The organism is Burkholderia sp. B10 (assembly GCF_004368385.1).
Lineage (GTDB): Bacteria > Pseudomonadota > Gammaproteobacteria > Burkholderiales > Burkholderiaceae > Burkholderia > Burkholderia vietnamiensis.
Genome location: NZ_PQMX01000018.1, coordinates 69,610 through 94,522, shown reverse-complemented (window position 1 = coordinate 94,522; position 24,913 = coordinate 69,610). Strand labels below are relative to the sequence as shown.

Sequence of the window (24,913 nt, the reverse complement as noted above, 5' to 3'; positions counted from 1 at the left end):
CCGCCCAGCCGAACCCAACCCCACCGCAAAAAACAAAGCGACCCGTCCGGCCAACGCCGAACGGGTCGCTTTCCCCAAGACGCGCGACGCGGTCAGCGAGACCGCATCGCGCCGTCGGCAACGATCAAGCGATCAAAGACGCGCTTCGATCCAGCCCTTCACGCCCGCGAGCGCGCCCGGCAGGTTCGCCGGTTCCGTGCCGCCCGCCTGCGCCATGTCGGGGCGGCCGCCGCCCTTGCCGCCGACCTGCTGCGCGACGAAGTTCACGAGCTCGCCGGCCTTGACCTTCTTGCTCGCCTCGGGCGTGACGCCCGCGATCAGGCTGACCTTGCCGCCTTCGACGGCCGCCAGCACGATCGCCGCGCTCTTCAGCTTGTCCTTGAGCTTGTCGACCGTCTCGCGCAGCGTCTTCGCGTCCGCGCCGTCGAGCGTCGCCGCCAGCACGAACACGCCGCCCACTTCGACGGCCTGCTGCGCGAGCTCGTCGCCCTGGCTCGACGCGAGCTTCGACTTCAGCGCGCCGAGCTCCTTCTCGAGCGACTTCACCTGCTCCTGCACCTGCGCGATGCGCTGCGTGAGCTCCGACGGCTGCGCCTTCAGCGCGGCCGCGGCTTCGTTCACGCGCGCATCGAGTTCCTGCACGTAGCGCACCGCGTTGTCGCCGGTGATCGCCTCGACGCGGCGGATGCCGGCCGCGACGCCGCCTTCGACGACGATCTTGAACAGCCCGATGTCGCCGGTGCGCTGCACGTGCGTGCCGCCGCACAGCTCGCGCGAGAAGCCGAGGTCGAGCACGCGCACCTCATCGCCGTACTTCTCGCCGAACAGCGCCATCGCGCCGCCCTTCACCGCCTCGTCGTACGGCATCACGCGCACGATGCCCGGCGCGTTGGCCAGGATTTCGTCGTTGACGATCTGCTCGACGCGACGGATTTCGTCGTCGGTCAGCGGCGCGTTGTGCGCGAAGTCGAAGCGGGTCTTGTCCGCATCGACGAGCGAACCCTTCTGCTGCACGTGCGCGCCGAGCACTTCGCGCAGCGCCTTGTGCATCAGGTGGGTCGCCGAGTGGTTGCGCTGCGTGCGGGCGCGGCGCTGTGCGTCGATCTCCGCGCGCAGCACGTCGCCGACCTTCAGCGTGCCCTGCTCGAGCGTGCCGTGGTGGCCGATCACGTCGGCCTGCACCTTCAGCGTGTCGGCCACCGCGAAGCGCGTCGCGGCGTTCGCGAGCACGCCCTGGTCGCCGACCTGGCCGCCCGATTCCGCGTAGAACGGCGTGTGGTCGAGCACGACGACCGCATCCTGGCCGGCCTTCACTTCGCCGACCGACGAACCTTCGACGTACAGCGCGACGACCTTCGCGTCGTCGAACGCGATTTCCTCGTAGCCGTGGAAGGTCGTCTTCGCGCCCGTGTATTCGAGGCCCTGCGTGGCCTTGAACTTGCCGGCCGCGCGCGCCTGCTCGCGCTGACGCGCCATCGCGTCGTCGAACGCCGGCTCGTCGACCGTCATGCCGCGCTCGCGGCACACGTCGGCGGTCAAATCGAGCGGGAAGCCGTAGGTGTCGTGCAGCTTGAACGCAAGTTCGCCGTCGAGCACCTTGCCGCCCTTCGCCTCGACGTCGGCGAGCGCCGCCTCGAGGATCGACATCCCGTGCTCGATCGTTTCGAAGAAGCGCTCTTCTTCCTGGCGCAGCACGTCGGTCACGCGCTGCTCGGCTTCCCTGAGCTCCGGATACGCGGCGCCCATCTCGGCGACCAGATCGGCCACCAGCTTGTGGAAGAACGCGCCCTTGCGGCCGAGCTTGTAGCCGTGGCGGATCGCGCGGCGCACGATCCGGCGCAGCACGTAGCCGCGGCCTTCGTTGCCGGGGATCACGCCGTCGACGATCAGGAACGAGCACGCGCGGATGTGATCGGCGATCACCTTCAGCGAGTTGTTGTTCAGATCGGCGGTCTCGGTCACGCGCGCGGCGGCCTTGATCAGGTTCTGGAACAGGTCGATTTCATAGTTGCTGTGCACGTGCTGCAGCACCGCGGCGAGGCGCTCGAGGCCCATGCCGGTGTCGACCGACTGCTTCGGCAGGCGCGTCATGTTGCCCTGCGCGTCGCGGTTGAACTGCATGAACACGAGGTTCCAGATCTCGATGTAGCGGTCGCCGTCTTCCTCGGGCGATCCCGGCGGGCCGCCCCAGACGTCCGGGCCGTGGTCGTAGAAGATCTCGGTGCACGGGCCGCACGGGCCGGTGTCGCCCATCGTCCAGAAGTTGTCCGACGCGTAACGCGCGCCCTTGTTGTCGCCGATGCGGATGATGCGCTCGGCCGGCACGCCGACTTCCTTCGCCCAGATGTCGTACGCCTCGTCGTCTTCCTGATAGACGGTCACCCACAGCTTGTCCTTCGGCAGCTGGTAGACGGTCGTCAGCAGCTCCCACGCGAAGCGGATCGCGTCGTGCTTGAAGTAGTCGCCGAACGAGAAGTTGCCAAGCATCTCGAAGAACGTGTGGTGGCGCGCCGTGTAGCCGACGTTCTCGAGGTCGTTGTGCTTGCCGCCGGCGCGCACGCTGCGCTGCGCGGTGGTCGCGCGCGTGTACGGGCGCTGATCGGTGCCGAGGAACACGTCCTTGAACTGGACCATGCCCGAGTTGGTGAACATCAGCGTGGGGTCGTTACCGGGCACGAGGCTCGACGAGCGGACGATCGTATGGCCCTTCGATTCGAAGAATTTGAGGAATTTCTCGCGGATTTCGGCAGCTTTCATGGCGTGCGGGGAATGTCTGGCTAAGACGGCTTCAAGCGCCGGCCGTCCTCGCGGACGCACGGCGGGCGAATATCGTAAACGGTCGATTATACGATAGAGACCGGCGGCCGCAGACGGCAGCGGCCCGCCTCGCCGGACGACCGGAATGGGCCACCGGCCGGGACGATTCGCCTTAAGATGCTCGGCATGCCAATCCTTCGCCGGCCGCGGCGAGCCATGACAGGAGACGAATCGACGATGGGTGCCCTGAGCCATATCCGCGTGCTGGACCTCACCCGCGTGCTCGCGGGCCCGTGGTGCGCGCAGACGCTTGCCGACTTCGGTGCGGACGTGATCAAGGTCGAGCGCCCCGGCGCCGGCGACGACACGCGCCACTGGGGGCCGCCGTACCTGAAGGACGCGAACGGCGCCGACACCGCCGAGGCCGCGTACTATCTCGCGGCGAACCGCAACAAGCGCTCGGTGACGGTCGACATCGCGACGCCGGAAGGCCAGCAGATCGTGCGCGAGCTCGCCGCGCAAAGCGACGTCGTGCTGGAGAACTACAAGGTCGGGCAGTTGAAGAAGTACGGGCTCGACTACGAATCGCTGCGCGCGGTGAAGCCCGACCTGGTCTACTGCTCGGTCACCGGCTTCGGCCAGACGGGCCCGTACGCGCATCGCGCGGGCTACGACTTCATCGTGCAGGGGATCGGCGGCTTCATGAGCATCACCGGCGAGCGCGACAGCGAGCCGGGCGGCGGCCCGCAGAAGGCCGGCGTCGCGATCGCCGATCTGGCCACCGGCCTCTATGCGACGATCGCGGTGCTCGCCGCGCTCGCGCACCGCGACCGCACGGGCGAAGGCCAGCACATCGACATGGCGCTGCTCGACGTGCAGGTCGCGCTGCTCGCGAACATGAACACCAACTTCCTGGCGAGCGGCAAGCCGCCGGTGCGCTGGGGCAATGCGCATCCGAACATCGTGCCGTACCAGACGTTCCAGACGAGCGACGGCTGGATCATCGTCGCGGTCGGCAACGACGGGCAGTTCCGCAAGTTCGTCGAGGCCGGCGGCCGGCCGGAGCTCGCGCTCGACGAGCGGTTCGCGACCAACCCGTCGCGCGTGCGCCATCGCGACACGCTGGTGCCGATCCTCGCGGAGATGGTGAAGACGCGCGGCAAGACCGACTGGATCGCCGCGCTCGAAGCGGCCGGCGTGCCGTGCGGGCCGATCAACGAACTCGACGAAGTGTTCGCCAACGAGCAGGTGGTCGCGCGCGGGATGCAGGTGTCGCTGCCGCACCCGTGCGGCGCCGACGTGAAGCTGGTGCGCAATCCGATCCGGATGAGCGCGACGCCGCCCGACGCGCGTACGGCCCCGCCGCTGCTCGGCGCGCAGACGGAAGACGTGCTGCGCGACATGCTCGGCTACGACGACTCGCGGATCGCGGCGTTGCGCGCGAAGCAGGCGATCTGAGTATGTCGCGGACGCGGCGCGGCGCTCGTAGTGTTAGCCGCGCGCGGGAGCCGACCGGTGCGTCGCAACGTGGCCGCATGGCGAGCGCCGGCCGACCCGTCGCAGCGTGAAGCACAAGGCGAGCGCCAGCTCATCCGTTGCGGTGCGAGCGGCGCGTAGTGTTCCCCAGCCGATGATCCGCCGTTCGCGCCCGGCCGGCGCGACGGCCGGCACTCGGCACTCGGCACGCACGCGTCAGCCGCGTTCCGCCCCACCGCCCAGCGCGTCGAGCCAGCGGCGCCCGTCAGGCCAGTCGCCGAGCCCGCTGTCCGCATTGATATGACCACGCGGGCCGAGATCGTGGAACACACTGCCCCACGCCTGCGCACAACCGCGTGCGAATGAAATCGAGCCGTACGGATCGTCGCTGCTCGCGACCACGCGGGTCGGAAACGGCAGCCGTTCGTGCGGCACCGGCCCGAAGCCGTGCGCGTCGGCCGGAAACACGGCCCCGGCCGGATCGGGCAACGCGACCAGCAGCGCGCCGCGCACCTTCGCCAACGCGGCTGGCCGCGCATAGCGGGTGGCCCACCAGGCCGTGGTCAACGTGCCGAGGCTGTGCGCGGCAATCGTCACCGGGCCGCGCGCGGCGTCGATCGCACGGTCGAGCGCGAGACACCAGCCGTTACGGAATGCGTGGTTCCAGTCGGGCATCGCCACGCGCACGAAGCGCGCGTCGGCCCGCTCCCAGCGGCTTTGCCAATGCAGCGGGCCGGAGTTGGCGTAGCCCGGCAGCACGAACACGAGTGAATCGCTCATGAAGGTTTCGTCGACGAATGAAATCGTTATGTGAAGCCGACGAAGTGTCGCACATCCGGTCCTCCCTGATTGCTGCCTGTCGAATTGCGGAATGGATGCGCGGGAAACCGGTGCGTCGCGTGCCGCGCGCGCCGTCACGAGCGGTCAGCGCTCATGCGCCGGCTTCGCTCAACGCACGCCGGCGCCGACCAGGCCGCCGGCCGCCGCGCCTGCGACCGTGCCGATCGGGCCGCCGGTAATGAGATAACCGAGCGCGCCGCCCGCGGCCGCGCCGATGCCGGCGTTGCGCTGCGTGTGCGTCATCGCGCATGCGCCGAGTTGGGACAGGGCCGCGACGATCACGGCGGTACGAACGAGAAAAGTGGTCTGCTTCATCATGATTGTTGGCTTCCTTTCGCCGGCAAATAATACGAATGGCGGCGTCGAATCGGTAAAGCCATCATAGAAACAGCCGAACACGCGCGGCAAACCGATTTACCTCGTGTTACAGCCGACACACTATCGAGATACTGGGTTGCGCGGCGCGCACCGGCGCGGGCGGCGCCGCAACCCGCGCGGGACGGACCCCGGTCAGGTAGAATTGCAGGATTAAACCGGCGCGACGCGCCGACACAACCTGACGCCAACCGCATGAGCACCGAACGTAACGACGCCCCCGCGGCTTCCAATTTCATCCGCAACATCATCGACGACGACAACCGCACCGGCAAATGGGGCGGCCGCGTCGAGACGCGCTTCCCGCCCGAGCCGAACGGCTATCTGCACATCGGCCATGCGAAGAGCATCTGCCTGAACTTCAGCGTCGCACGCGACTACGGCGGCGTGTGCCACCTGCGCTTCGACGACACGAACCCGGAAAAGGAAAGCGTCGAATACGTCGACTCGATCGTCGACGCGGTGCGCTGGCTCGGCTTCGACTGGCGCAAGGACGCGGTCGATCATCAGTATTTCGCGAGCGACTACTACGACAAGCTCTACGAGTTCGCCGAGCTGCTGATCCAGCGCGGCAAGGCGTACGTCGACAGCCAGAGCGCGGACGAAATGCGCGCGAACCGCGGCTCGCTGACCGAAGGCGGCAAGCCGTCGCCGTATCGCGACCGTTCGCCCGAGGAAAACCTCGACCTGTTCCGCCGGATGAAGGCCGGCGAGTTCAAGGAAGGCGAGCACGTGCTGCGCGCGAAGATCGACATGGCGTCGCCGAACATGAACATGCGCGACCCGGTGATCTACCGGATCCGCTACGCGCACCACTATCGCACCGGCGACGCATGGTGCGTGTATCCGATGTACGACTACACGCACTGCATCTCGGATGCGCTCGAAGGCATCACGCATTCGCTGTGCACGCTCGAATTCGAGGATCACCGTCCGCTGTACGACTGGGTGCTCAACGAGCTCGCCGAAGCCGGCGTGTTCACGCGGCCGCTGCCGCAACAGATCGAATTCTCGCGGCTGAACCTCACGTACGCGATCACCAGCAAGCGCAAGCTGCTGCAACTGGTGACCGAAGGCCACGTCGAAGGCTGGGACGACCCGCGCATGCCGACCATCGTCGGGATTCGCCGGCGCGGCTTCACGCCGGAGAGCATCCAGCTGTTCTGCGAGCGGATCGGCGTGACGAAGGTCGACTCGTGGATCGACATGAGCGTGTTCGAAGGCGCGCTGCGCGACGACCTCGACGACAAGGCGGCGCGTACGGTCGGCGTGCTCGATCCGCTGAAGCTCGTGATCGACAACTATCCGGAAGACCTCGAGGAAGCCTGCACGGCGCCCGTGCATCCGCATCATCCGGATCGCGGCGTGCGCACGTTCCCGATCTCGCGCGAGCTGTGGATCGAGCGCGACGACTTCGCCGAAGCGCCGCCGAAGGGCTATTTCCGGCTGTTCCCGGGCAACAAGGTGCGCCTGCGCTACGGCTACGTGGTCGAATGCACGGGTTTCGACAAGGACGCCGACGGCAACGTGACGGCCGTGCACTGCAACTACTTCCCGGACAGCAAGTCGGGCACCGACGGCGCGAACAACTACAAGGTCAAGGGCAACATCCACTGGGTCAGCGCGAAGCACGCGCAGCCGGCCGAAGTGCGGATCTACGACCGGTTGTTCAAGGAGCCGCACCCGGACGCAGGCGGCGCGAACTTCCTCGACGCGCTCAACCCGAATTCGAAGAAGGTCACGCAGGCCTACGTCGAACCGGGCGCCGGCGACGTCGCGCCGGAAACGCGCCTGCAGTTCGAGCGTCACGGCTATTTCGTCGCCGATCGCATCGACTCGAAGCCGGGCAAGCCGGTGTTCAACCGCATCGTCGGGCTGCGCGACAGCTGGGGCAAGCCGGCCTGACGGGCCGTTGCGCGCGCGGGCCGGTGGCCTGCGGCGCACATCGCGCGATCGCCGCGACGCATGTCGCACGATCGAAAAAAAACGGCCTTCGGGCCGTTCTTTCATTGCCTGCACACAAGGCCGCGCCGCCGGTGTCTCCCGCCCGCGAGCCGGCGCTGCACATCCGCGAGCGGCAACGCCGTGTGAAACAGCCGCGCGAGGCTACGGCTCGCATACGCGTCGATTTCGTCGGGCGCGGTCCACCGGTACGCGTCCATCTCGGGAATCAGCGAGCCGTCGCGACGGCTCGGGAACAGCGACGTGCACGTGCAGCGCGCGGGATCGATCTCGTCGTCCGCGACCTGCACCGCGAACAGATGCAGATCCTTGTCGTGGCGATAGGCGAAGCGGCCGAGATCGACGAGCCGCGCCGCCGCCAGTTCGACGCCGGTTTCCTCGCGCAGCTCACGCAGCGCCGCATCGGCCGGCGTCTCGCCGGGCTCGCCCTGCCCTTTCGGGATGTCCCAGTGCGTGGTGTCCGTCGCATGCGCAAGGAACACGCGGCCCGCCGTATCGAGGATCACGACGCCGCACGACACCGTGCGCGTCGCGCCGCCGCGCGTCATTGCGCGTGCGCTCAGCGCTTCTGCAACTGCCACGCGCCCGCGGCCGTCTTGCAGTAGAACGGCTTGAGCGTCAGCGTCTGGCCCTTCGCGGCAATTTCCGTCACGACCTCGCGGCACGTGCGGCCGTCGCTGTGGCTCGTCGACGGCGTGAGCTTCGCCACGATCTGCGTGCCGCTGCTGCTGCTCCGCCACGTCGACGTCTGGCCGTCCTTGCTGGTGTCGCGCGCGTGCGCGACGGCGTCGGCCAGCGACTCCTGGTCGGCGTTGCTGAAATAGGTCAGCGGCGTGTCGTTCAGAAAGCCCAGGTTGCTTTGCGCATGGGCGGGCAGCAGCGCGGCTGCGCACGCGACGCCGGCCAGCACGCGCGTGACGACGGAAAGGGATGCACGCATCGACATGTGTTGTTCTCCTTGGATGTTCGATCGAACGGCGCGGCGCGCGGCCGGTGCGCCGGTGGCTGGCCAGCCGGCAAACCGGCGGCCGCCGAACCGGCACGCGCCACTCGCCACGCCTGTCAGCGAGCGAGCATAGCATGCGTGCCGCGTGCGCTGCGCTCAGCGCGCCGCGTGATCGGCCGCAGGTTGATATCCGTCGGTCAGCGTGTTCAGGAACGCGATCACATCCTTGATCTCGGCGGCGTTCAGCGCGGGCGCGTCGCCGCGCTTGCGGTCGAACGGCGGCTCGCGGTTGATGTTCGGCCAGTAGCGTTTCGGCAGGTCGTCGTAGATCTGCACCTTGCCGTGCACGACCGGATAGAACTTCTCCGGATGGATGTCGCGCTCCGCGTAGAAGCGCAGCACGTCGTCGAGCGAGTGGTACACGCCGTTGTGGAAGAAGGTCTTGCGCAACGCCACGTTGCGCAGCGACGGCGTGCGGAACAGCCCGCAGAATTCGTCGCGACCCTTCAGGTCGGTGCGCTGTGGCCCGCACGCGCCGAGATCGTGGAAGCGCGCGTCGCGATTGACGGCCAGCGCGCGGTTGCGCGGCACCGCGATCGCGATCAGCCCGAAATCGCTGAATTGCGGCGGCCCGCCTTCGAGCGTGCGCTGGCTCACGTGACAGCTCGCGCAATTGCCCTTGCGCTCGTCGTTGAACAGCTGCAAGCCGTGCAGTTCGGCCGGCGTGAGCTTCGCATGGCCGGCCAGATACGCGTCGTACTTGCTCGTGTACGGATCGAACAGCGCCGGCTGCTGCTGGAACGCGTCGAGCGCGCGCAGCACCGCGGCGAAGGTCGCCTGATCGTCGGCGAGCACCGGGTCGCCGAACGCGCGGCGGAACGCGTCCGCATACGGCGCCGCGCGCACGGCCTGCGCGACGCGCTTGGGCGAGCTGCTCATCTCGAACGGCGACGTGAGCGGGATGCGCGCCTGCGCGTCGCGCGTATCGACGCGGCCGTCCCACGTCAGCCCGCCCGTCGGCCCCGCGTCGATGCTCTCGTCGCCTTCGTCCGGCGAATCGTGGAAGTGCTCGCTGAACGGCGGGATCCCGCGCAGGTACTTCAGCGACGGTGCCGCGCGAAAACCGGTGCGATGCATGTCGTCGCCGCCGAGCTGCACCGACAGCGCGTTCGGCGGCCCGAACGCATGGTCGGGGCTGTGGCACGACGCGCACGCGAGCTTGCCCGAGCCCGACAGCGACGGATCGAAGAACAGCTGCTTGCCGAGCGCCGTCATCTGCTTCACGCCCTCGAACACCTGCGCGCGGCTCTGCGGCTGATTGGGCGGCGCGACCGCCGGTGCGAGCGTCGGCGCGGCCGGCGCGGCCTGGGCGGCGGAAATGACCGCTGTGGCCACGGCAGTCGCGGCGGGCCGCGCGTCGCACCCGGCCAGGGCGGCGAGCGCGCCGGCCGCGAGCAGCGCCGCCATGGCCGGCAGCAACGATCGCGCTGACGCGCGGGAGTTCGGAAGGCTGTGCATCGTCGTTCTTCTTGTAGCGGTGGTCGATCGGCCGGAGCTTATGTCAGTTGCATGACGGTCGCATGACGGTAAGCCGACAGCGAATTGAAAGCAGCCCTACACCAGCCTGTCAAATGGGTTCCAGATAATGCGCGCAGCCGGTCGATGCCACGCCGCGTCCGCGCCGGCCGAACACCACCCGGTTCCCACACGTGACAAACGACGAGAGAGAAAAACGCATGAAGAAGCACGCCTGGATTCGCTGTACGCCGATCGCGCTCGCGGCCGCGCTGAGCCTGACCGCCTGCGGCGGCGACGATGTCACGCAACAGGGTCTGTCGGCCGTCAAGAACGTCGTCGTGATCTACGCGGAAAACCGCAGCTTCGACAACCTGTACGGCAACTTCCCGGGCGCGAACGGCCTGCAGAACGCGACGGCCGCGAACTCGGTGCAGAAGGACCGCGACGGCTCGACGCTCGCGACGCTGCCGAAGGTCTGGGGCGGCCTGACCGCGACCGGCATCACGCCGGCGGTCACCGAGGCGATGACGGCGAACCTGCCGAACGCGCCGTTCGCGATCGACGATCCGAAGGGCTTCAACCAGCCGATGAGCATCGCGACGCGCGACATCGTGCACCGCTTCTATCAGGACCAGATGCAGATCGACGGCGGCAAGAACGACATGTACGCCGCCTGGACCGATGCGGGCGGCCTGACGATGGGCCACTACACGCCCGATCCGTCGAAGCTGCCGCTGTGGAAGCTCGCGCAGCAGTACGTGCTGGCCGACAACTTCTTCATGGGCGCGTTCGGCGGTTCGTTCCTGAACCACCAGTACCTGGTGTGCGCGTGCGCACCGTACTACCCGAACGCCGACAAGAGCGTCGCGGCCGGCAAGATCGCGGTGCTGAACGCCGACGGCAAGTCGCTGAAGGTCGCGTCGAACTCGCCGGCGTCGGCCCTGAGCGGCCCGCCGAAGTTCGTCAACGACGGCGCGCTCACGCCCGACTTCTACGGCGTGAACACGATGCAGCCGGCCTACCAGCCGAGCGGCAACAAGGCTGCCACAGGCGGCGATCCGCTGCTCGCCGACCCGGCGAACCCGTCGACGATGCCGCCGCAGACGGCCACCAACATCGGCGACCTGATGACCGGCGCGGGCGTGTCGTGGGCATGGTATTCGGGCGCGTGGGGCCAGGCGCTGCAGGCGAGCCAGAACGGCACGTCGAACGTGATCTACGGCGCCGATCTGTCGACGCCGAACTTCCAGCCGCACCATCAGCCGTTCAACTACTACGCGAACCAGGCGCCGGGCACCGCGAACCGTGCGCAGCATCTGCTCGACGGCGGCGCGAACGGCGCGGACTTCATCAAGGCGATCGACGCGGGCACGCTGCCGCAGGTCACGTTCTACAAGCCGCAAGGCAACCTGAACGAGCACCCGGGCTACACGGACGTCACGTCCGGCGACCAGCACATCGCCGACGTGATCGCGCACCTGCAGGCCAGCCCGCAGTGGAAGAACATGGTCGTGATCGTCACCTACGACGAGAACGGCGGCTTCTGGGATCACGCCGCACCGCCGAGCGGCGACCGCTGGGGCCCGGGCACGCGCATTCCGGCGCTGATCGTGTCGCCGTTCGCGAAGAAGGGCTTCGTCGACCATACGCAGTACGACACCGGCTCGATCCTGCGCTTCATCACGCGCCGCTTCTCGCTGCCGCGCCTCGCGGGCCTGCAACAGCGCGACGACGCGCTGAAGGCGAACGGCGCACAGCCGATGGGCGACCTGACGAACGCGCTCGCGCTGTCGCCGAACCTGTAACACGCAGCATCGTCACGACCGGACCGGCCACCACGCCGGCCGGTCGAACCAAGGGCAGCCCGTCGCGGCTGCCCTTTTTTCATCTGCCGCGCCGTGGCGCGTGCGTCACCCGTCTTGCTTCGACTCGGCGCCGACGTGATGCACATCGTGCCTGCGGTCTGCTCGATCGCGTCGCCGCCTCGGCGTTGCGCGGGCTTGAGCATGCCGGTCACGGGCGCGACGGTCGTGCAGTCAGCGCGCAGTTGCACCTGGATTCCGGCCCACGACCGGCCCTTCCCGGCCGTACCCGGCAGCGCAACGTTCGGCCACCAACGGACCAAGCCGCCGATCGTCGCGCGCTACCGCAACGAAACGCGAGCGCGGCCAGCCGCGCTGGCAAACCTGCCAATCACGAAGCGCGCACGCGCGGCCCCGTCACGCACGCTCCTGCGGCGCCGCGCCGAGCGCGAGCACCGCGAGCGCGGCGGCCGGCGCGAGCAGCGCGAGAAAACCGACGTAGCGGAACCCGAGCGCGCCGCACGCCGCGCCGAATGCGAACGCGACGATCGCCGGCAGCATCTTGCCGAAGCGCGCGCGTGCGGTCGCACGCGCGGCGTCGGCCGTGCCGCGCGAGCACAGCTCGACGACGTCGAGGATCGCCTGCGTGACGTTGCCGGTCATCACCGTATTCGGCACGCCGGCGGCGCGCGGGATCACCCGCGCATGCGCGTTCTGCACGCCCATCGCGAACGTGCCGACGATGCCCGCGACGAGCGCCGGCAGCGCGTCGGGCTGCGTGACGGGCGTCGCCCACCAGCCGGCCGCGCAGAAGCCGAGCAGCAGCACGGCCTGCACCGTATGCAGCACGCGCGCGCCCTGCCATGCGGGCCGCGCGGACATCGAGCGCGCGATCAGGCTCGCCGCGATCACGCCGCACACGAACGCCGGAAACACGCTGAGCTTGAGCACGACGCCCTGGCCGAAGCCCGCGATGCCCGCACCGATCAGCACGAAGTTGCCGGTCACGTGCGCGGTGAACAGCCCGAACAGCGCGACGAAGCTCAGCGTGTCGACAAAGCCGGCCACCGCGGCCAGGATCGTGTCCTCGTGCTTCATCGCGTCGCGCTCGCGTGGATTTCGGCGATGTAGCCGCCCGGGAACTGCACGAGCGCCGCGTCGCGGCCGTCCGATGCGAACGGCGGCACAAGCACGGTCACGCCGGCGGCTTGCGCCTTCTGCAGCGTCGCGGCGAGATCGGCGACCGCGTAGCCGGTCATCTCGCGGCCGAACGGATAGGGCAACTGCCCGTCGGTGACGAGCACGGTCATCTTGCCGAAACCCGATTCGATGCGGATGCGCCGATACGTGTCGTTCGGCCGGCCGATTTCGATGCCGGGCGCGTTCGCGTCGTCGGACACCACCTTGCCTTTCGAGAACTTCACGAAGTCGTGCACGAACTTGCGCATGCTTTGCGGCGACACGTACACGCGATTCTCCGGCACGCTCTGCAGCGCGTCGTAGTGCGGCGCCTGGTTGTGCCAGTACAGCTGCATGTTCACGCCGCCGGGCCACGAGACGAGCGCATCGCGGCCGATCGGATCGGCGAACGTGTCGACGATCACGTCCGCGCCGTGCTCGCGCGCAACCTTCACCGCCGCGTCCATGTCGGTCACCAGATAGCCGGTGCGCTCGGCGCCGAACGGCCAGGGCACCGGCGTCTTGAAGCCGAACACCGAAAGCGTGCCGACCGGCGTGAACACGAGCTGCGACATCGTCCGGCTCGGCGTCGGCGTGACCTGGAACACGCCCTGCTTCGACTTGCTGCCGCCGAACGTCGCGACGAAGCTGTCGGTGAAGCGCGCGAAGTCCTCGGGCGCGACGTACACGTGCGTGGTGTCGTACTGCGCACCGACGGCAAGCGTCGGCGTGACGGCCGGCGGCACCGGCGGCTTCGCGAACGCGGCCGGCGCGAGCGCGAGGCCGCCCGCGATCAGCGCGGCGACCAGCATGGAGCGAATGGATTGCATCACCAAGTTTCCTGTTGTTGCATCGTCATCGAAACGGGCCGTCGCCGGGCGGTGGGCGTGCAGCGTCGGGCGTCGGGGTGGCTGCAAGCACGCGTGCCGCGAGTGGCCCGAGATGCACGAAAAAATTGTCGAGTGAACCGAAGCGAGCGACGCCCGCGGTTGCGGACCTCGCTCGTCGCGAAGCTCGCCGTCGCGCTCGACGACGTGCTCGCGCCGGTACGCGATCCGGTGCCGCGCGGCCACGCCGCGGCATCATGCTGCGCTGCGGTTCGTCGTCCGCCCGGAAAGCGTTTCCGCATGATCGGGGAACCGGTTGAGCCCGTCGAGCGGATTTTCACGATTCACTTTTTCGAATTCGCCCTGCAAACGGCCGGTCGTCTCGTGATATCCGGCATAGCCGTGCGCGGTGCGGCCGGCTCGTGCATCGGGGCGACATCGAACAGCACGTCGGCGTTATCTGCACGAAGTTGCGGACGTCTGAACAACGGCGCTTCCATCACACAGCGTCGGGCGAGAACGTCGGCGTGACCATGCGTGACCTCATCCGCACCCACACGCGAACGTCATCCTTGCCGCGCTCGCCATCGGTCACGGCCTCGCCGGACGCGCCGTCCGTCTCGGCAGTCCGCCCTTTTTTTCTTCACGCAAACCCGATACGCTTTCAAAACTTTGACGAAGCCCTCGCGCCGCCGCCCGGCGATCACGACACCCGCCTCCATGAAACCGTCTGTCTTCTCGCTGCTCGCCGGCATGCTCTACGGCGCGCTCGAACTGAACTCGCCCGCCCCGCCGCGGTTCGCGCTCACCGGCCTGCTCGGCCTGCTGGCCGGCGAACGGCTCCCGTCCGTCGCGCGGCGCATGCCCGCAGGTTGTCGGCCGAGCGCCGCATGGCGCGACGCAACCTGCAGCCAGCGCACCTTGCCGCACCACGAACGCGCGCAAGTCATCGTGATCCACACCGCACCCCGATACCACGCATGAGCAACGTCGAACTGTTTCATTACCTGCTGCTGTTGATCTGCGGCGCGGGCGCGCTCACGTGGCTCGCCGAGCGCGTGTCGATTCCGCCGGCCGTCGTGCTGCTCGTCGGCGGCTGCGTGGTGGCCGTCGCCGGCAAGCGGGTGCCCGACATGGACCCCGCGCTGCTGCTCGCGGCCGTGCTGCCGCCGCTGCTGATGTCGAGCGGCTTCTATACCGCGTGGAAGGAATTCCGGCACGAGCTCGCGTCGATCGCGTCGCTGGCGCTCGGCGCGGTGGCGTTCACGACCGTGGCCGTCGCGCTCGCCGTGCATGCGGCGAACCCGGCGCTGCCGTGGGCCGCATGCTTCACGCTCGGCGCGATCGTGTCGCCGCCCGACGCGGTCGCCGCGAAGGCGATCCTGCAGCGCCATCCGCTGCCCGCGCGGCTCGTCGCGGTGCTCGAAGGCGAGAGCCTCGTCAACGATGCGTCGGGCCTGCTGCTGTACCAGATGGCCGTCTCCGCCGCGCTGGCGGTGACGATCACGACCGCGGGCGCCACCGCGCTGTTCTTCTCGCTCACGCTGATCGGCATCGTGACCGGCCTCGTATGCGGCCACGCGATGTGCTGGGTGCTGCAGCGCGTGCGCGAGCCGATGCTCGGCATCGTCGTCACGTTCGCGATGGCGTGGGGCAGCTACGGAATCGCGGAGGCCGTGCACGGCTCGGGCGTGCTGTCGGTCGTGACCTGCGGCCTCGTGCTCGGCGTGCGTCAGCACCGCGTGTTCGGCGCCGATCTGCGGATCAAGGCGAAGGCCACCTGGGAAGCCGTCGTGTTCGTGCTCGACGCGCTCGTGTTCATCCTGATCGGCCTCGCGCTGCATGCGATTCTCGCGCGCGTGAACCAGGAAGGCGCGGTGCTGATGGCCGGCCTGCGCGTCGCGCTGCCGGCGACGGCCGCCGCGATCGCCGCACGCGTCGTCTGGGTGTTCGTCGCGATGTGGCTGCCCGCACGGCTGCGCGCGCCGCGCGCCGGCCATCCGCCGTGGTCGTGGCGCGAGGCCGTCGTGCTCGGCTGGTCGGGCATGCGCGGCGTCGTGAGCCTCGCCGCCGCGATCGCGCTGCCGGCCGATTTTCCCGCGCGCGACCTGATCCTGTTCAGCACGTTCCTGCTGATCATCGCGACGCTGGTGGTCCAGGGCGGCACGCTCGCGCCGCTGATCCGCGTGCTGAAGCTGCGCCCCGCCGTGCGCCACACGATGTCCGAGCACGCGGTGCGCGCGCACACGTTCGGCGCGGCGCTCGCCGCGCTCGATGCGCGCGGACCGGACGGCGACGGCCTCGAGCGCGCGTCGCGCGAGCGGCTGCTCACCGAATACCGCAACCGCGTCGCGTTCAACGAGCGCGCCCACCGCGACGGCGCGCAGCCGGCGCAGGTGCGCGCGCGGATGCTGGGCGTCGAGCTCGAGATGGTCGGCGTGTCGCGCGATGCGCTGCTCGCGCTGCATCGCGACGGCCGCGTCGACGACGCCGTGCTGCACCGCATAGAATCCGAGCTGGATTTCGAGGAGCTGCGGCTGCAGCGCCTGCTCGAGCCGTGACGCCCGGCACGCGATCGCCGGCCGCCCCTACCCCAACCTGGAATTGCAATGAGCGAACTGTCCGTCGAAGCGAGCATCGGCTCGGTCGATTATCTGGTCCATTTCACCGACGGCGTGCATCAATGGCGCGCCGACGAACCGGTGGCGCTCGGCGGCGGCGACACCGCGCCGACGCCGGTCGCGCTGCTGCTGTCGAGCCTCGGCGCATGCACCGCGATCACGCTGAAGATGTACGCGCAACGCAAGGGCTGGCCGCTCGCGGAGGTCCACGTGAAGCTCGCGCACGAGGCCGGCAGCGCCGGCAGCACGATCGCGCGTCGCATCACGCTCGACGGCGACCTGTCGGACGAACAGCGCGCGCGCCTGCTGCAGATCGCGAACGCGTGCCCGGTCCACAAGATCCTGTCGCATCCGCGATCACGATCGACACGGCCATCGCCTGAGTTCACCCGCGCACGAGATCCCCACCATGTCCGCATCGATCAAGACCCTGCTCACGCCGCGCGAAAGCGACATCGGCAACCTCGTCGTGCGTCGCGTGCTGCCCGCGCGCGCGGCCCGGCTCGTCGGCCCGTTCATCTTCTTCGACGAAATGGGGCCGGCCGTGCTGCCGCCCGGTCGCGGCATCGACGTGCTGCCGCATCCGCACATCGGCCTCGCCACCGTCACGTACCTGTTCGAAGGCTCGCTGATGCATCACGACAGCCTCGGCTTCCGGCAAAAGATCGTGCCCGGCGACGTGAACTGGATGACGGCCGGGCGCGGCATCGTCCACTCGGAGCGCTCGCCCGACGAAGACCGACCGCACGAACAGCCGGTGCACGGCATCCAGACCTGGGTCGCGCTGCCGATCGAGCACGAGGACGTCGAGCCCGCGTTCGTGCATCACGCGGCCGACACGCTGCCGTCGTTCACGCGCGACGGCGCGAGCGTGCGCGTGATCGCCGGCACCGCGTTCGGGCTCGTGTCGCCGGTCGCCGTGTTCTCGCCGACGCTTTACGCCTATGCGGAATTCGCGGCCGGCGGAGCGCTCGCGCTCGACGCCGAGCATGAGGAACGCGGCGTGTATCTGGTCGACGGCGAGCTGACGATCGACGGCACGCCGCTCGCCACGGCGACGATGGCCGTGCTCGAACCCGGCGCGACGGTCGCGCTCGCGAGCGCGTCGGGCGCGCGCGTGATGCTGCTCGGCGGCGCGCATCTGCCCGGCGAGCGATTCATCGAATGGAACTTCGTGTCGAGCGCGCGCGCGAAGATCGACGCCGCACGCGCCGCGTGGGCCGCGCAGACGTTCGGCAAGGTGCCGGGCGAGGAACACGAATGGACGCGCCAGCCCGAGCGCAACGCACACTGAGCGGCGGCATGCGGCAAGGCCGGCATGCACGCCGGCCTCGGTGCACTCATCGCACTCAGCACGTCAATCCCATCAGCTTCGCGAGCGTCGGCCAGCGTTCGAGCGAGTCGATGAACGCGCGTCGCGCCTGCTCGTCCACGTAGCGCGCGGGGTCGAGCGCGGGCAGATGCCGCGCGAGCCCCAGCACGTCGTTCGGTTGCGACAGGCGGTCGTCGTCGCCTTCGCCGATGTTGATCACTGTTCGTCGATCCATACGCCATCCGGAGTCTTGACCGCGTAGCCGCCGGTCGTCTGCAGCGTCACCGTCCCTTCGTTCTCGCCCACCATCCGCGTGCGCGGCAGGTCGGCCGCATATTGCGCGAGCGTCACGCCCGGCTTGAACGGGCTGTTCGACACGAGGTTCGACAACAGCTGCGCGAGCGCGAGGAAGCTGGTGGGCTGATCGATCACGGTCGTGGTGCCGTGATTGCCCGCGAAGCCGACGAGCCGCACGCCGACCGGCCCGTGAATGATGCGCGGCGTCGGAATCTCGCGCAGGCCGGCGACCTGGTTGTGGTCGCCGCGCAGCGCGGCGCCATGCTCGGGCACGAACACGATCACCGCGCGCCGCCCGGACTGCGCGATCAGGTCGGCCAAGTGGTCGAAGTCGTTCATCAGCTTGGTCGCGCGCTGCGGGTACGAATCGATGCTGGTCAGCGCGCTGCCGACCACGCGGTTGCCGTCGTGCAGGCTGATCGTGTTGTAGTACAGCGCGACCGGCCCCGGCACCGACGCGCGCTGCGCGTACCAGTTCGCGAGCGTGCTGTAGTCGTCCTTGATCGCCGAGCCGTCGAACGCGTGCATCGCGACCGGCGCGGCCGCGTTCGACACCATCGGCGCATCGGGCACGCCGATGTTGTCGTGGACGATCTGCAGGAAGTTGTCGAAATGGCCGTCGTGGTTGAGCAGCGTCTGCACCGTGTAGCCGGCCGACGCGAGCTGCGAGAACAGATGGCACTGCTGCGGCGCGCTCTTGTACAGGTCCGCATGCGCTTCCTGGCCGCAGCTCGCGCGCAGCACGCGGATCGCCGCCGGCCCGCTGTAGCTCGCCGCCGTGCTGAAGTTCGAGAACAGGTAGTCGAAGTGGCTCAGCATCGGATGATTGCGCACCTTCGCGGCGTCGAGATCGTCCCACGACAGCGAGCACACGTGCAGCACGATCACGTCGAACTGCGTGGCCGGATCGTTGGCGGGATGGCCGAACGCGACCTGGCGCTGCGACTCCTGCGCGCGGAACGCCGCGAGCGCCGCGTTGTAATCCTCCGGCTGGTCGGCGCGCGCGACGGCCGCATTCGCCTGCTGCGGCAGCGGCGCGATGCCGCGCGCGACGAGCCCGCTGCCGGCCTCCCACAGCGGCAGCACGATCAGCGCCGCGAGCACGAAGGTGGCGACGCGCACCCAGCGGTTCACGATGAAATAGACGATCAGCACGCCGGCCACGGTCAACGCCAGCAACGGCGGCAGCAGGCGCGGCAGCAGCTCCATCCAGTAATCGGCGCGGAACGTGCTCATTTCGCGCGCGGCTTCGGCGAGCCGCGCGAGCGGCGGCGCATGCATCTCGTGCGCGAGCAGCGGCACCGCGATCGCGATCGCGACGAGTTGCCGGACGATGCGCGACACGCGCCGCCGAACCCGCGCGCTCGCGGCGAGCGCCAGCGCGAACGCGAGGTTGGCCAGCCACAGCGGCTGCAGATGGCCGGTCGCGAACAGCACGAACTTCAGGATGAAATACAGATTCCAGAACGTCATCTAAACCACTCCGTGTGAGCGCCGCGTCAGTCGCGCGCCCGGTCGAGTTTCGGCGCGAGCAGCGCCTGCAAGCTGCGCACCGCACCCTTGTACATCCGCACATAGCCGTCGAGGCCGATGCGCAGCACGGCTTTCAGGCCGCGCAGCGGCGTGTCGGCCTGCGTCGACGTATGCCAGTCGAGCCACGCGTCGGCGCGGCCGAACGTGCACTGCACGAGCTGACGCTCCTGCTCGAGCGTCAGCGCGTCGAAGCTCACGCCGACGTGCGTCGGCGTCACGCGGCTCACGCGCACCGGGAACGGGAACGGGCGATCGCCGCGCGTCACGCAGACGGTCAGCATGTCGCCCACCGCGAGCGACAGCCCGGGCACCGCCTCGAGGCCGAGACCGCCGGTCGAGTAGTCGCTCGTGAAGCAGGCGGCGGTCGTGCCGTCGGCGAGCAGCAGCGTGGCCGGCACGCGCATCGCGATGCGGTGCGTGACGCGCACCTGCTTCGTCTCGCGCGCGACGGCCAGCGCGGCGCCGAGCATCGCGAGGTTGTATACGGTCCAGCCGAGGGTGATGAGGATCGTCGTGGCCTCGTCGCCCTGGTCGGCCACGAGCCGCCACAGCCCGGCCGCGATCGCCAGCACGTTGAGCGCGAACAGCACGAGATACGGCTTCGAGGTCGACCAGTCGACGTAGCCTTCGTCGATCTTGCCGCCCTTGTCGGTCACGTTGAACTTGCCGTGCTTCGGGCTGAAGAACGCGACGGTGGTCGGCAGCGCGATGTACCACGCGAGCACCGACTCGTAGACTTCGGCCCAGAACGAATGGCGGAAGCGCCCCTGCATCCGCGAGTTCGCGACGTTCGCCAGCACGAGGTACGGGACCACGTAGCTCGCGAGCGCGACCGACGACGCGTTGATGAAGTACAGATGGAAGAACAGGTACGCGAGCGGGATCGTCAGGAACACCAGCCGCGGAATCCCGTAGAAGAAGTGCAGCATCGCGTTGCCGTAGCAGATGCGCTGGATCAGGCCGAGCCCGCGCCCGACGAACGGGTTGTCGATGCGGAAGATCTGCGCCATCCCGCGCGCCCAGCGCGTGCGCTGCTTCACGTGGCCCGCCAGGCTCTCGGTCGCGAGGCCCGCGGCCTGCACGGTCGGCAGGTACGCGGACGTGTAGCCGCGCCGATGCAGCTTGAGCGCGGTGTGCGCGTCCTCGGTGACGGTCTCGACCGCGACGCCGCCGACCTCCTCCAGCGCGCTGCGCTTGAGCACCGCGCACGAGCCGCAGAAGAACGTCGCGTTCCACAGGTCGTTGCCCGACTGCACGAGCCCGTAGAACAGATTGCCTTCGTTCGGCACCTCGCGGAACGTGCCGAGGTTGCGCTCGAACGGATCGGGCGAGAAGAAGTGATGCGGCGTCTGCACCAGCGCGCATTTCGGGTCGCGCAGGAACACGCCCATCGTGGTCTGCAGGAACGAGCGCGTCGGCACGTGATCGCAATCGAAGATCGCGATGTATTCGCCGTGCGTTCTCGGCAGCGCGCGGTTGATGTTGCCCGCCTTTGCATGCAGGTTGTCGTCGCGCGTGAGGTAGCCGATGCCGGCCTCGCGCGCGAACGCCGCGAACTCCGGGCGCCGGCCGTCGTCGAGCAGGTACACGCGCAACTTCGCCGTCGGCCAGTCGATGCTCTGCGCCGCGAACACGGTCGGCTTCACGACCGACAGCGGCTCGTTGTAGGTCGGGATGTAGATGTCGACGCTCGGCCAGGTGTCGGGATCGGCCGGCAGCGGCACGATCGGCCGGTCGAGCGGCCACGCGGTCTGGATGAAGCCGAGCAGCAGGATCATCCACGTATAGGCTTCGGCGCCGTACAGCAGGTAGCCGGCGACGGCCTCGACGGGGCTGCGGAAATCGAGTGTCTGCGTCGTGCGCCACCACACGTAGCGCAGCGTGGCGAGCAGCGCGAGCGACGCCAGCGCGAGCGTCGGCAGGTGTCCCGGCAGACGGCGCAGCGCGAGCGCGAGCACCGCGACGATCGCGAAGAAGGCGAACTGCGCGCCGGGCATCAGTGGCGACATCCCGGCCGCCGCCCACATCAGCGCGCCCGCGATCAACAGCAGCGGCGCCATCCAGCGATGCCGGCCGACGCCGTTGGCGCGCGCGTCGAGCCAGCCGCCCCAGCGCGTCCACGGGAGCCGTTCGAACAACGCGTCGATGCGCGCGGCGACCGCACGCAGCGCGACGTAGACCGGCACGACGGTCGCATCGAACCATGCGAGCGGATCGCGCGCGGGCCCCTCGTCGGCTGCGCGCGGCGCGCGCACGACGGCGCGCCACAGCCATTCGCGCAGGCTCAGCGGCTGCAGCACGCCCCAGTCGCGCGCGAGCCGCAGGAACGCGGCGCGCGCCCAGCGGCGCACCGGGTCGGGCCGGCCGGGCGGCGGCGCATGGAAGAACAGCCGCACGAGCCAGTCGAGCAGCGTGCGCTGGGCCGGCAGGCCGAGGCCATGCGCGCACCAGTCGGCCGCGCGCCGCGTCGCGGCGCGCCAGCGCGAGGCGAGCGCGGCCTTCATCGCGACGCTCCGGCGCGGCCGGCCGCCGAGGTCGTGGCGGTCGCGGCGGTCGCGAGCCACGCGTCGACCCAGTTCGCGACGCCGTTCAGGTCGTGCGACGCCTGCGAATGCGGCGCGTCGTCGAAGATCCAGCTGCCGCGCGCGAACGCTTCGGGCACGGCCGCATCGATGTGGATGCGTTGTTCGAGCACCGCTGACTGCCCGACCACGGCGCGCAGCATCGCGATCGCATCGCGCTGCATGTCGCGCGCCGGGTTCAGCCGGTTCACGACGATGTGCAGCTCGCCGCCGCCCGCGCGCAACGCGTCGATGCGTGCGGCGACGCTCGCGCAGGCGGCCGGTTCGGGCGGCACGACGACGAGCGTGAGATCGGCGCGGCGGATCGCCTGCTCGGCCTGCGGCGACGGATAGCGCGCGGTGTCGACCAGCACGACGCCATGCGCGGGCAGCGCGATCTCGTCGAGCGCGCGCGACAGCCACGCGGGATCGGCGGCGAGCCGCGCATCGCACGCGGCCGCGTCGGCGGCGTCGATCTGCCCGTACGGCACGAACAGCACGCCGTCGGCATTGCGGTAGGTCTGCGCGTGCCACGGCGCGGCAGCGTCGGCGCGCGCCAGCAGCCCGTGCGCAAGGCCGCGCGCGGCAGGCGTGTCGAGACCGAGCGTCGCGCCCATCAGGTTCTGCACGTCGAACTCGACCGCGACGACCGGCCGGCCGCGCCGCGCGAGCAGCACGGCCAGCGCGCCGGTGAGCGTCGTGCGGCCCGCGCCGCCGGTGGTCGAGGTAATGGCGATCGTCTTCATTGCTCTGCCCCGGCCGCACGCTCGAATTCGGGCAGCAGGCGCCCGCGCAACGCGACCGGCACGAGTTCGCACGCGACCGCGTCGCGTCGCGACAGCCCGCGCGGCGCCTGGAAGCGGCGACCGACGCCCAGGTGCTGCGCGACGATCCACACCGGTATCGCGATCGCGATGCCGACGACGAATCCGATGACGAGTTCGGCGATCATGCGCCCTCCTGCTGGCGCAGCGGCATCGCGCTGCGGATGGCGCCGCGCCGGGGCGCGGCGGAAATGACGGGGGGCCGCGCCGCTGCATCGTCGGGCGCGGGCGTGGCGGCCAGCGCTTCGAGCGCGACGATCGTATCGATCGCGTCGATCGAGCGACTGATTTCACCGGCTTCGGCGGTGTCGGCCGCTGCGGCCGACGCTGCCGATGCTGCGGTGCGCTCGGCCGCCGGCTGCGCGGCGCCGGCCGGCTGCTCGGCGGCGAACAGGTCGCTGTAGTCGGCGATCGGCGCGCGGCGGTTCTCGGCCTTCAGCGCATCGAGCTCGGCATCGATGCTGCCCTGCCCGAGACACACGACGCGGTCGGACACCGTATCGAGCGGCACGTCGACGATGCGTGCGAGCGCATCCTCCGCATCGGCCGGCTCGCAGGCGAACAGGAACACGTACAGGTGCGCGGCATCGGCGGTCACGACGTCGCCCGCGCGGCGCGGCCGGCAATGCCGCAGCGCATCGACATGCGACACGCCGGGCAGCAGCGCGAGCTTCGCGAGCGTATGCGGCAGCGCCAGCACGGCGCCGCGCTCGAGCACCGCGCGGATGCGCTCGCAGAACGCGCCGACCGGCAGGTAGCCGAGCACCGAATCGCCGAGCGCGGCGGCGAGCGCCGCCCGATAGTCGGACGCGACCGGGCGCGCGTAGAGCTGGCCGCGCAGCGCATGCACGGCGGCCTGCATCCGCGACACCGGCAAATCGCGCGCGACGACACAGTTCGCGCCGACGCTCAGCACCAGCATCTCGAACTGCTGGCGCAGCACCACGTCGCGCTCGACGACGGCGATCTTCAGCGCGCCGCCGCACTGCCGCCGCAACGCATGCACCGCTGCGCACACGCCTTCGAGCTGCGCGTGTGCGCGGAACGCCAGCACCGCGGTGGCGGCCTGCGCGTGCGCACAGGCGGCGACCACCGCCGCGTTGTCGTCGACGACTTCCCAGCCCGCGGGCACGCGCCCGCCTGCATCGAGCACCGCGCGGCTGACGACGACGCGATCCTCGTCGCTCGCGAGCTTCATCGCGCGCGCGGTTTCGGTCGGCACGCCATCCGCGATGGCCGCGAGACGGCCGTCGGGCGCGAAGCGCAACGGCCGCACCTCACCGGCCGCGAGCGTGTCGCCCGCGCGCCAGAAGTCGACCACCCACAGCAGCTCGCCGTGGGTGCGCTGCAACTGCGCGACGCCCGAGCAGATGCCGTGGAAGCCGCTGCGCGTCGCGCGATTCGCGTCGCGCACGAGCGGCGGATCGTCGGTGCGCGGCGCGCTGCCCGCGCGCGCCAGCTCGGGATCGAGCAGCAGCACCAGCGCGATGCGGTGGATGCGGCACCAGTCGGCGAGCGCGTAGGCCTCCTCGGCGAGCGCGTCCGGCGCGTCCCAGCTGAGCCAGCGCTGCGCGCCTTCGATGAAGTACACCGAACGCGCACGAAAGCCGTAGCGCTTCAACGCATCGAGGCCGCCGGTGAGGCGCGCGAACGGGCCGGGCGCCGCACTGGCCGCGGGTCCGCCGTCGGTGGCCGCCTGCGCTTCGGGCGGCATCGCGAGCACGTTCAGATTGCGCGGCCAGCCGGCCGGCAAGGCGCCGCCCGCGAAGCCGCGCGCCTGCATCTGCGCGGCGACGCGCGCCGCGTCGCGCGACAGCACGACGGTCACGTTGCGCGTACGCGACTGCCGCGCGCTTTCCCATACGAGCGCGTCGCACGCCGGCGTGTCGGCGGCCGCGTACACGGCGTACAGGCCGCCCGCTTCGAGTTGCGTCCAGGTGTCGGGCAGCCCGTCGATCGCGAGCCCGCCCAACGGGCCGGCGCGACCGCCGGCCGGCCCCGTGCGCAACAGCGCGCGCAGCGGGCCGAGCAGACCGGCCGCGCCGCGCGCGGGACGAGTGGCTTCGGTTTCGGTATTCAACGC

At 69.7% G+C, this 24,913-nt stretch carries 21 protein-coding genes and 1 pseudogene; 8 read left to right on the top strand and 14 right to left on the bottom strand.

The window, feature by feature from the left end:
• Positions 1 to 132: 132 nt before the first annotated feature.
• On the bottom strand, positions 133 to 2,757 hold the full coding sequence (gene alaS / locus C3Y15_RS12180) for an alanine--tRNA ligase (protein WP_034193300.1): 2,625 nt from the start codon (positions 2,755 to 2,757) through the stop codon (positions 133 to 135).
• A 237-nt stretch (positions 2,758 to 2,994) separates the two neighbouring features.
• Here alaS and C3Y15_RS12175 point away from each other — a divergent pair, with 237 nt between their 5' ends.
• On the top strand, positions 2,995 to 4,215 hold the full coding sequence (locus C3Y15_RS12175) for a CaiB/BaiF CoA-transferase family protein (protein WP_011884420.1): 1,221 nt from the start codon (positions 2,995 to 2,997) through the stop codon (positions 4,213 to 4,215).
• A 234-nt stretch (positions 4,216 to 4,449) separates the two neighbouring features.
• On the opposite strand, the gene C3Y15_RS12170 is transcribed toward C3Y15_RS12175, so the two are convergent.
• Both C3Y15_RS12170 and C3Y15_RS12165 read right to left on the bottom strand, forming a co-directional pair.
• Positions 4,450 to 5,013: an alpha/beta hydrolase gene (locus tag C3Y15_RS12170; RefSeq protein WP_011884419.1), complete on the bottom strand. Its 564-nt coding sequence runs from the start codon at positions 5,011 to 5,013 to the stop codon at positions 4,450 to 4,452.
• A 168-nt stretch (positions 5,014 to 5,181) separates the two neighbouring features.
• Positions 5,182 to 5,391, bottom strand: a complete 210-nt coding sequence (locus C3Y15_RS12165) for an ornithine acetyltransferase (RefSeq protein ID WP_011884418.1) — start codon at positions 5,389 to 5,391, stop codon at positions 5,182 to 5,184.
• A 252-nt stretch (positions 5,392 to 5,643) separates the two neighbouring features.
• Between C3Y15_RS12165 and C3Y15_RS12160 the strand changes: the two genes are divergently transcribed.
• Positions 5,644 to 7,353: a glutamine--tRNA ligase/YqeY domain fusion protein gene (locus tag C3Y15_RS12160; RefSeq protein WP_011884416.1), complete on the top strand. Its 1,710-nt coding sequence runs from the start codon at positions 5,644 to 5,646 to the stop codon at positions 7,351 to 7,353.
• A 101-nt stretch (positions 7,354 to 7,454) separates the two neighbouring features.
• On the opposite strand, the gene C3Y15_RS12155 is transcribed toward C3Y15_RS12160, so the two are convergent.
• The 3 genes from C3Y15_RS12155 to C3Y15_RS12145 form a co-directional block, all read right to left on the bottom strand.
• Positions 7,455 to 7,958: an NUDIX hydrolase gene (locus C3Y15_RS12155; RefSeq protein WP_124260050.1), complete on the bottom strand. Its 504-nt coding sequence runs from the start codon at positions 7,956 to 7,958 to the stop codon at positions 7,455 to 7,457.
• Positions 7,959 to 7,969: 11 nt separating this feature from the next.
• Entirely contained in the window at positions 7,970 to 8,356 is a 387-nt protein-coding gene (locus tag C3Y15_RS12150) for an RT0821/Lpp0805 family surface protein (protein WP_011884411.1), read from the bottom strand.
• A 156-nt stretch (positions 8,357 to 8,512) separates the two neighbouring features.
• Positions 8,513 to 9,874 (bottom strand): cytochrome c peroxidase, encoded by a 1,362-nt coding sequence (locus tag C3Y15_RS12145; protein ID WP_069246211.1) that lies wholly within the window; start codon positions 9,872 to 9,874, stop codon positions 8,513 to 8,515.
• A gap of 218 nt (positions 9,875 to 10,092) precedes the next feature.
• Between C3Y15_RS12145 and C3Y15_RS12140 the strand changes: the two genes are divergently transcribed.
• Complete coding sequence (locus C3Y15_RS12140) at positions 10,093 to 11,679, top strand: acid phosphatase (protein WP_069246210.1); 1,587 nt, start codon at positions 10,093 to 10,095, stop codon at positions 11,677 to 11,679.
• Between the two features lie 414 nt (positions 11,680 to 12,093).
• Here the strand turns inward: C3Y15_RS12140 and C3Y15_RS12135 are convergent, their stop codons facing one another.
• A complete protein-coding gene (locus tag C3Y15_RS12135) occupies positions 12,094 to 12,774 on the bottom strand; it encodes a DUF1275 family protein (RefSeq protein WP_046429096.1) in 681 nt (226 codons plus the stop codon).
• Positions 12,771 to 13,685, bottom strand: a complete 915-nt coding sequence (locus C3Y15_RS12130; protein WP_059695913.1) for a hypothetical protein — start codon at positions 13,683 to 13,685, stop codon at positions 12,771 to 12,773. The genes C3Y15_RS12135 and C3Y15_RS12130 overlap by 4 nt, the downstream gene beginning before the upstream one ends.
• A gap of 159 nt (positions 13,686 to 13,844) precedes the next feature.
• Between C3Y15_RS12130 and C3Y15_RS12125 the strand changes: the two genes are divergently transcribed.
• From C3Y15_RS12125 to C3Y15_RS12105, 5 genes and pseudogenes are all read left to right on the top strand, one after another.
• The gene (locus tag C3Y15_RS12125) at positions 13,845 to 14,213 is read left to right on the top strand and encodes a hypothetical protein (RefSeq protein ID WP_059669440.1); all 369 of its coding nucleotides are present in this window, start codon (positions 13,845 to 13,847) and stop codon (positions 14,211 to 14,213) included.
• Positions 14,214 to 14,402: 189 nt separating this feature from the next.
• Positions 14,403 to 14,666, top strand: coding sequence for a DUF1427 family protein (locus C3Y15_RS12120; protein ID WP_045579237.1), 264 nt, complete (start codon positions 14,403 to 14,405; stop codon positions 14,664 to 14,666).
• On the top strand, positions 14,663 to 16,243 hold the full coding sequence (locus tag C3Y15_RS12115) for a sodium:proton antiporter (protein WP_046429090.1): 1,581 nt from the start codon (positions 14,663 to 14,665) through the stop codon (positions 16,241 to 16,243). The genes C3Y15_RS12120 and C3Y15_RS12115 overlap by 4 nt, the downstream gene beginning before the upstream one ends.
• Before the next feature lie 48 nt (positions 16,244 to 16,291).
• A pseudogene (locus C3Y15_RS12110) lies at positions 16,292 to 16,686 on the top strand (OsmC family protein).
• Positions 16,687 to 16,712: 26 nt separating this feature from the next.
• Positions 16,713 to 17,597 carry a pirin family protein gene (locus tag C3Y15_RS12105; RefSeq protein ID WP_011884398.1) on the top strand — a complete coding sequence of 295 codons (885 nt, stop codon included), beginning with the start codon at positions 16,713 to 16,715 and terminating at the stop codon, positions 17,595 to 17,597.
• Positions 17,598 to 17,652: 55 nt separating this feature from the next.
• On the opposite strand, the gene C3Y15_RS12100 is transcribed toward C3Y15_RS12105, so the two are convergent.
• The 6 genes from C3Y15_RS12100 to bcsE are packed head-to-tail and all read right to left on the bottom strand — an operon-like array spanning position 17,653 to position 24,910.
• Positions 17,653 to 17,850, bottom strand: a complete 198-nt coding sequence (locus C3Y15_RS12100; protein ID WP_069224083.1) for a hypothetical protein — start codon at positions 17,848 to 17,850, stop codon at positions 17,653 to 17,655.
• On the bottom strand, positions 17,832 to 19,385 hold the full coding sequence (gene bcsG, locus C3Y15_RS12095; RefSeq protein ID WP_059551318.1) for a cellulose biosynthesis protein BcsG: 1,554 nt from the start codon (positions 19,383 to 19,385) through the stop codon (positions 17,832 to 17,834). Before bcsG ends, C3Y15_RS12100 begins: the two co-directional genes overlap by 19 nt.
• A 26-nt stretch (positions 19,386 to 19,411) precedes the next feature.
• A complete protein-coding gene (gene bcsA / locus C3Y15_RS12090; protein ID WP_059462952.1) occupies positions 19,412 to 21,949 on the bottom strand; it encodes a UDP-forming cellulose synthase catalytic subunit in 2,538 nt (845 codons plus the stop codon).
• Entirely contained in the window at positions 21,946 to 22,752 is an 807-nt protein-coding gene (gene bcsQ / locus C3Y15_RS12085) for a cellulose biosynthesis protein BcsQ (RefSeq protein WP_014722844.1), read from the bottom strand. The genes bcsA and bcsQ overlap by 4 nt, the downstream gene beginning before the upstream one ends.
• Positions 22,749 to 22,958 (bottom strand): hypothetical protein, encoded by a 210-nt coding sequence (locus C3Y15_RS12080; protein WP_046429078.1) that lies wholly within the window; start codon positions 22,956 to 22,958, stop codon positions 22,749 to 22,751. The genes bcsQ and C3Y15_RS12080 overlap by 4 nt, the downstream gene beginning before the upstream one ends.
• Positions 22,955 to 24,910 (bottom strand): cellulose biosynthesis protein BcsE, encoded by a 1,956-nt coding sequence (bcsE, locus tag C3Y15_RS12075; protein WP_069246209.1) that lies wholly within the window; start codon positions 24,908 to 24,910, stop codon positions 22,955 to 22,957. Before bcsE ends, C3Y15_RS12080 begins: the two co-directional genes overlap by 4 nt.
• Positions 24,911 to 24,913 lie beyond the last annotated feature (3 nt).

Bases quoted from the DNA above. Each gene is read 5' to 3' on its own strand.
- C3Y15_RS12145 (WP_069246211.1), bottom strand. From the start codon at position 9,874: ATGCACAGCCTTCCGAACTCCCGCGCGTCAGCGCGATCGTTGCTGCCG.
- C3Y15_RS12105 (WP_011884398.1), top strand. From the start codon at position 16,713: ATGTCCGCATCGATCAAGACCCTGCTCACGCCGCGCGAAAGCGACATC.
- bcsG (WP_059551318.1), bottom strand. From the start codon at position 19,385: ATGACGTTCTGGAATCTGTATTTCATCCTGAAGTTCGTGCTGTTCGCG.
- C3Y15_RS12130 (WP_059695913.1), bottom strand. From the start codon at position 13,685: ATGCAATCCATTCGCTCCATGCTGGTCGCCGCGCTGATCGCGGGCGGC.
- C3Y15_RS12160 (WP_011884416.1), top strand. From the start codon at position 5,644: ATGAGCACCGAACGTAACGACGCCCCCGCGGCTTCCAATTTCATCCGC.
- C3Y15_RS12135 (WP_046429096.1), bottom strand. From the start codon at position 12,774: ATGAAGCACGAGGACACGATCCTGGCCGCGGTGGCCGGCTTTGTCGAC.
- C3Y15_RS12175 (WP_011884420.1), top strand. From the start codon at position 2,995: ATGGGTGCCCTGAGCCATATCCGCGTGCTGGACCTCACCCGCGTGCTC.
- bcsQ (WP_014722844.1), bottom strand. From the start codon at position 22,752: ATGAAGACGATCGCCATTACCTCGACCACCGGCGGCGCGGGCCGCACG.
- C3Y15_RS12115 (WP_046429090.1), top strand. From the start codon at position 14,663: ATGAGCAACGTCGAACTGTTTCATTACCTGCTGCTGTTGATCTGCGGC.
- C3Y15_RS12170 (WP_011884419.1), bottom strand. From the start codon at position 5,013: ATGAGCGATTCACTCGTGTTCGTGCTGCCGGGCTACGCCAACTCCGGC.
- C3Y15_RS12155 (WP_124260050.1), bottom strand. From the start codon at position 7,958: ATGACGCGCGGCGGCGCGACGCGCACGGTGTCGTGCGGCGTCGTGATC.
- C3Y15_RS12165 (WP_011884418.1), bottom strand. From the start codon at position 5,391: ATGATGAAGCAGACCACTTTTCTCGTTCGTACCGCCGTGATCGTCGCG.
- C3Y15_RS12150 (WP_011884411.1), bottom strand. From the start codon at position 8,356: ATGTCGATGCGTGCATCCCTTTCCGTCGTCACGCGCGTGCTGGCCGGC.
- alaS (WP_034193300.1), bottom strand. From the start codon at position 2,757: ATGAAAGCTGCCGAAATCCGCGAGAAATTCCTCAAATTCTTCGAATCG.
- C3Y15_RS12100 (WP_069224083.1), bottom strand. From the start codon at position 17,850: ATGGATCGACGAACAGTGATCAACATCGGCGAAGGCGACGACGACCGC.
- C3Y15_RS12140 (WP_069246210.1), top strand. From the start codon at position 10,093: ATGAAGAAGCACGCCTGGATTCGCTGTACGCCGATCGCGCTCGCGGCC.
- C3Y15_RS12120 (WP_045579237.1), top strand. From the start codon at position 14,403: ATGAAACCGTCTGTCTTCTCGCTGCTCGCCGGCATGCTCTACGGCGCG.
- C3Y15_RS12080 (WP_046429078.1), bottom strand. From the start codon at position 22,958: ATGATCGCCGAACTCGTCATCGGATTCGTCGTCGGCATCGCGATCGCG.
- bcsA (WP_059462952.1), bottom strand. From the start codon at position 21,949: ATGAAGGCCGCGCTCGCCTCGCGCTGGCGCGCCGCGACGCGGCGCGCG.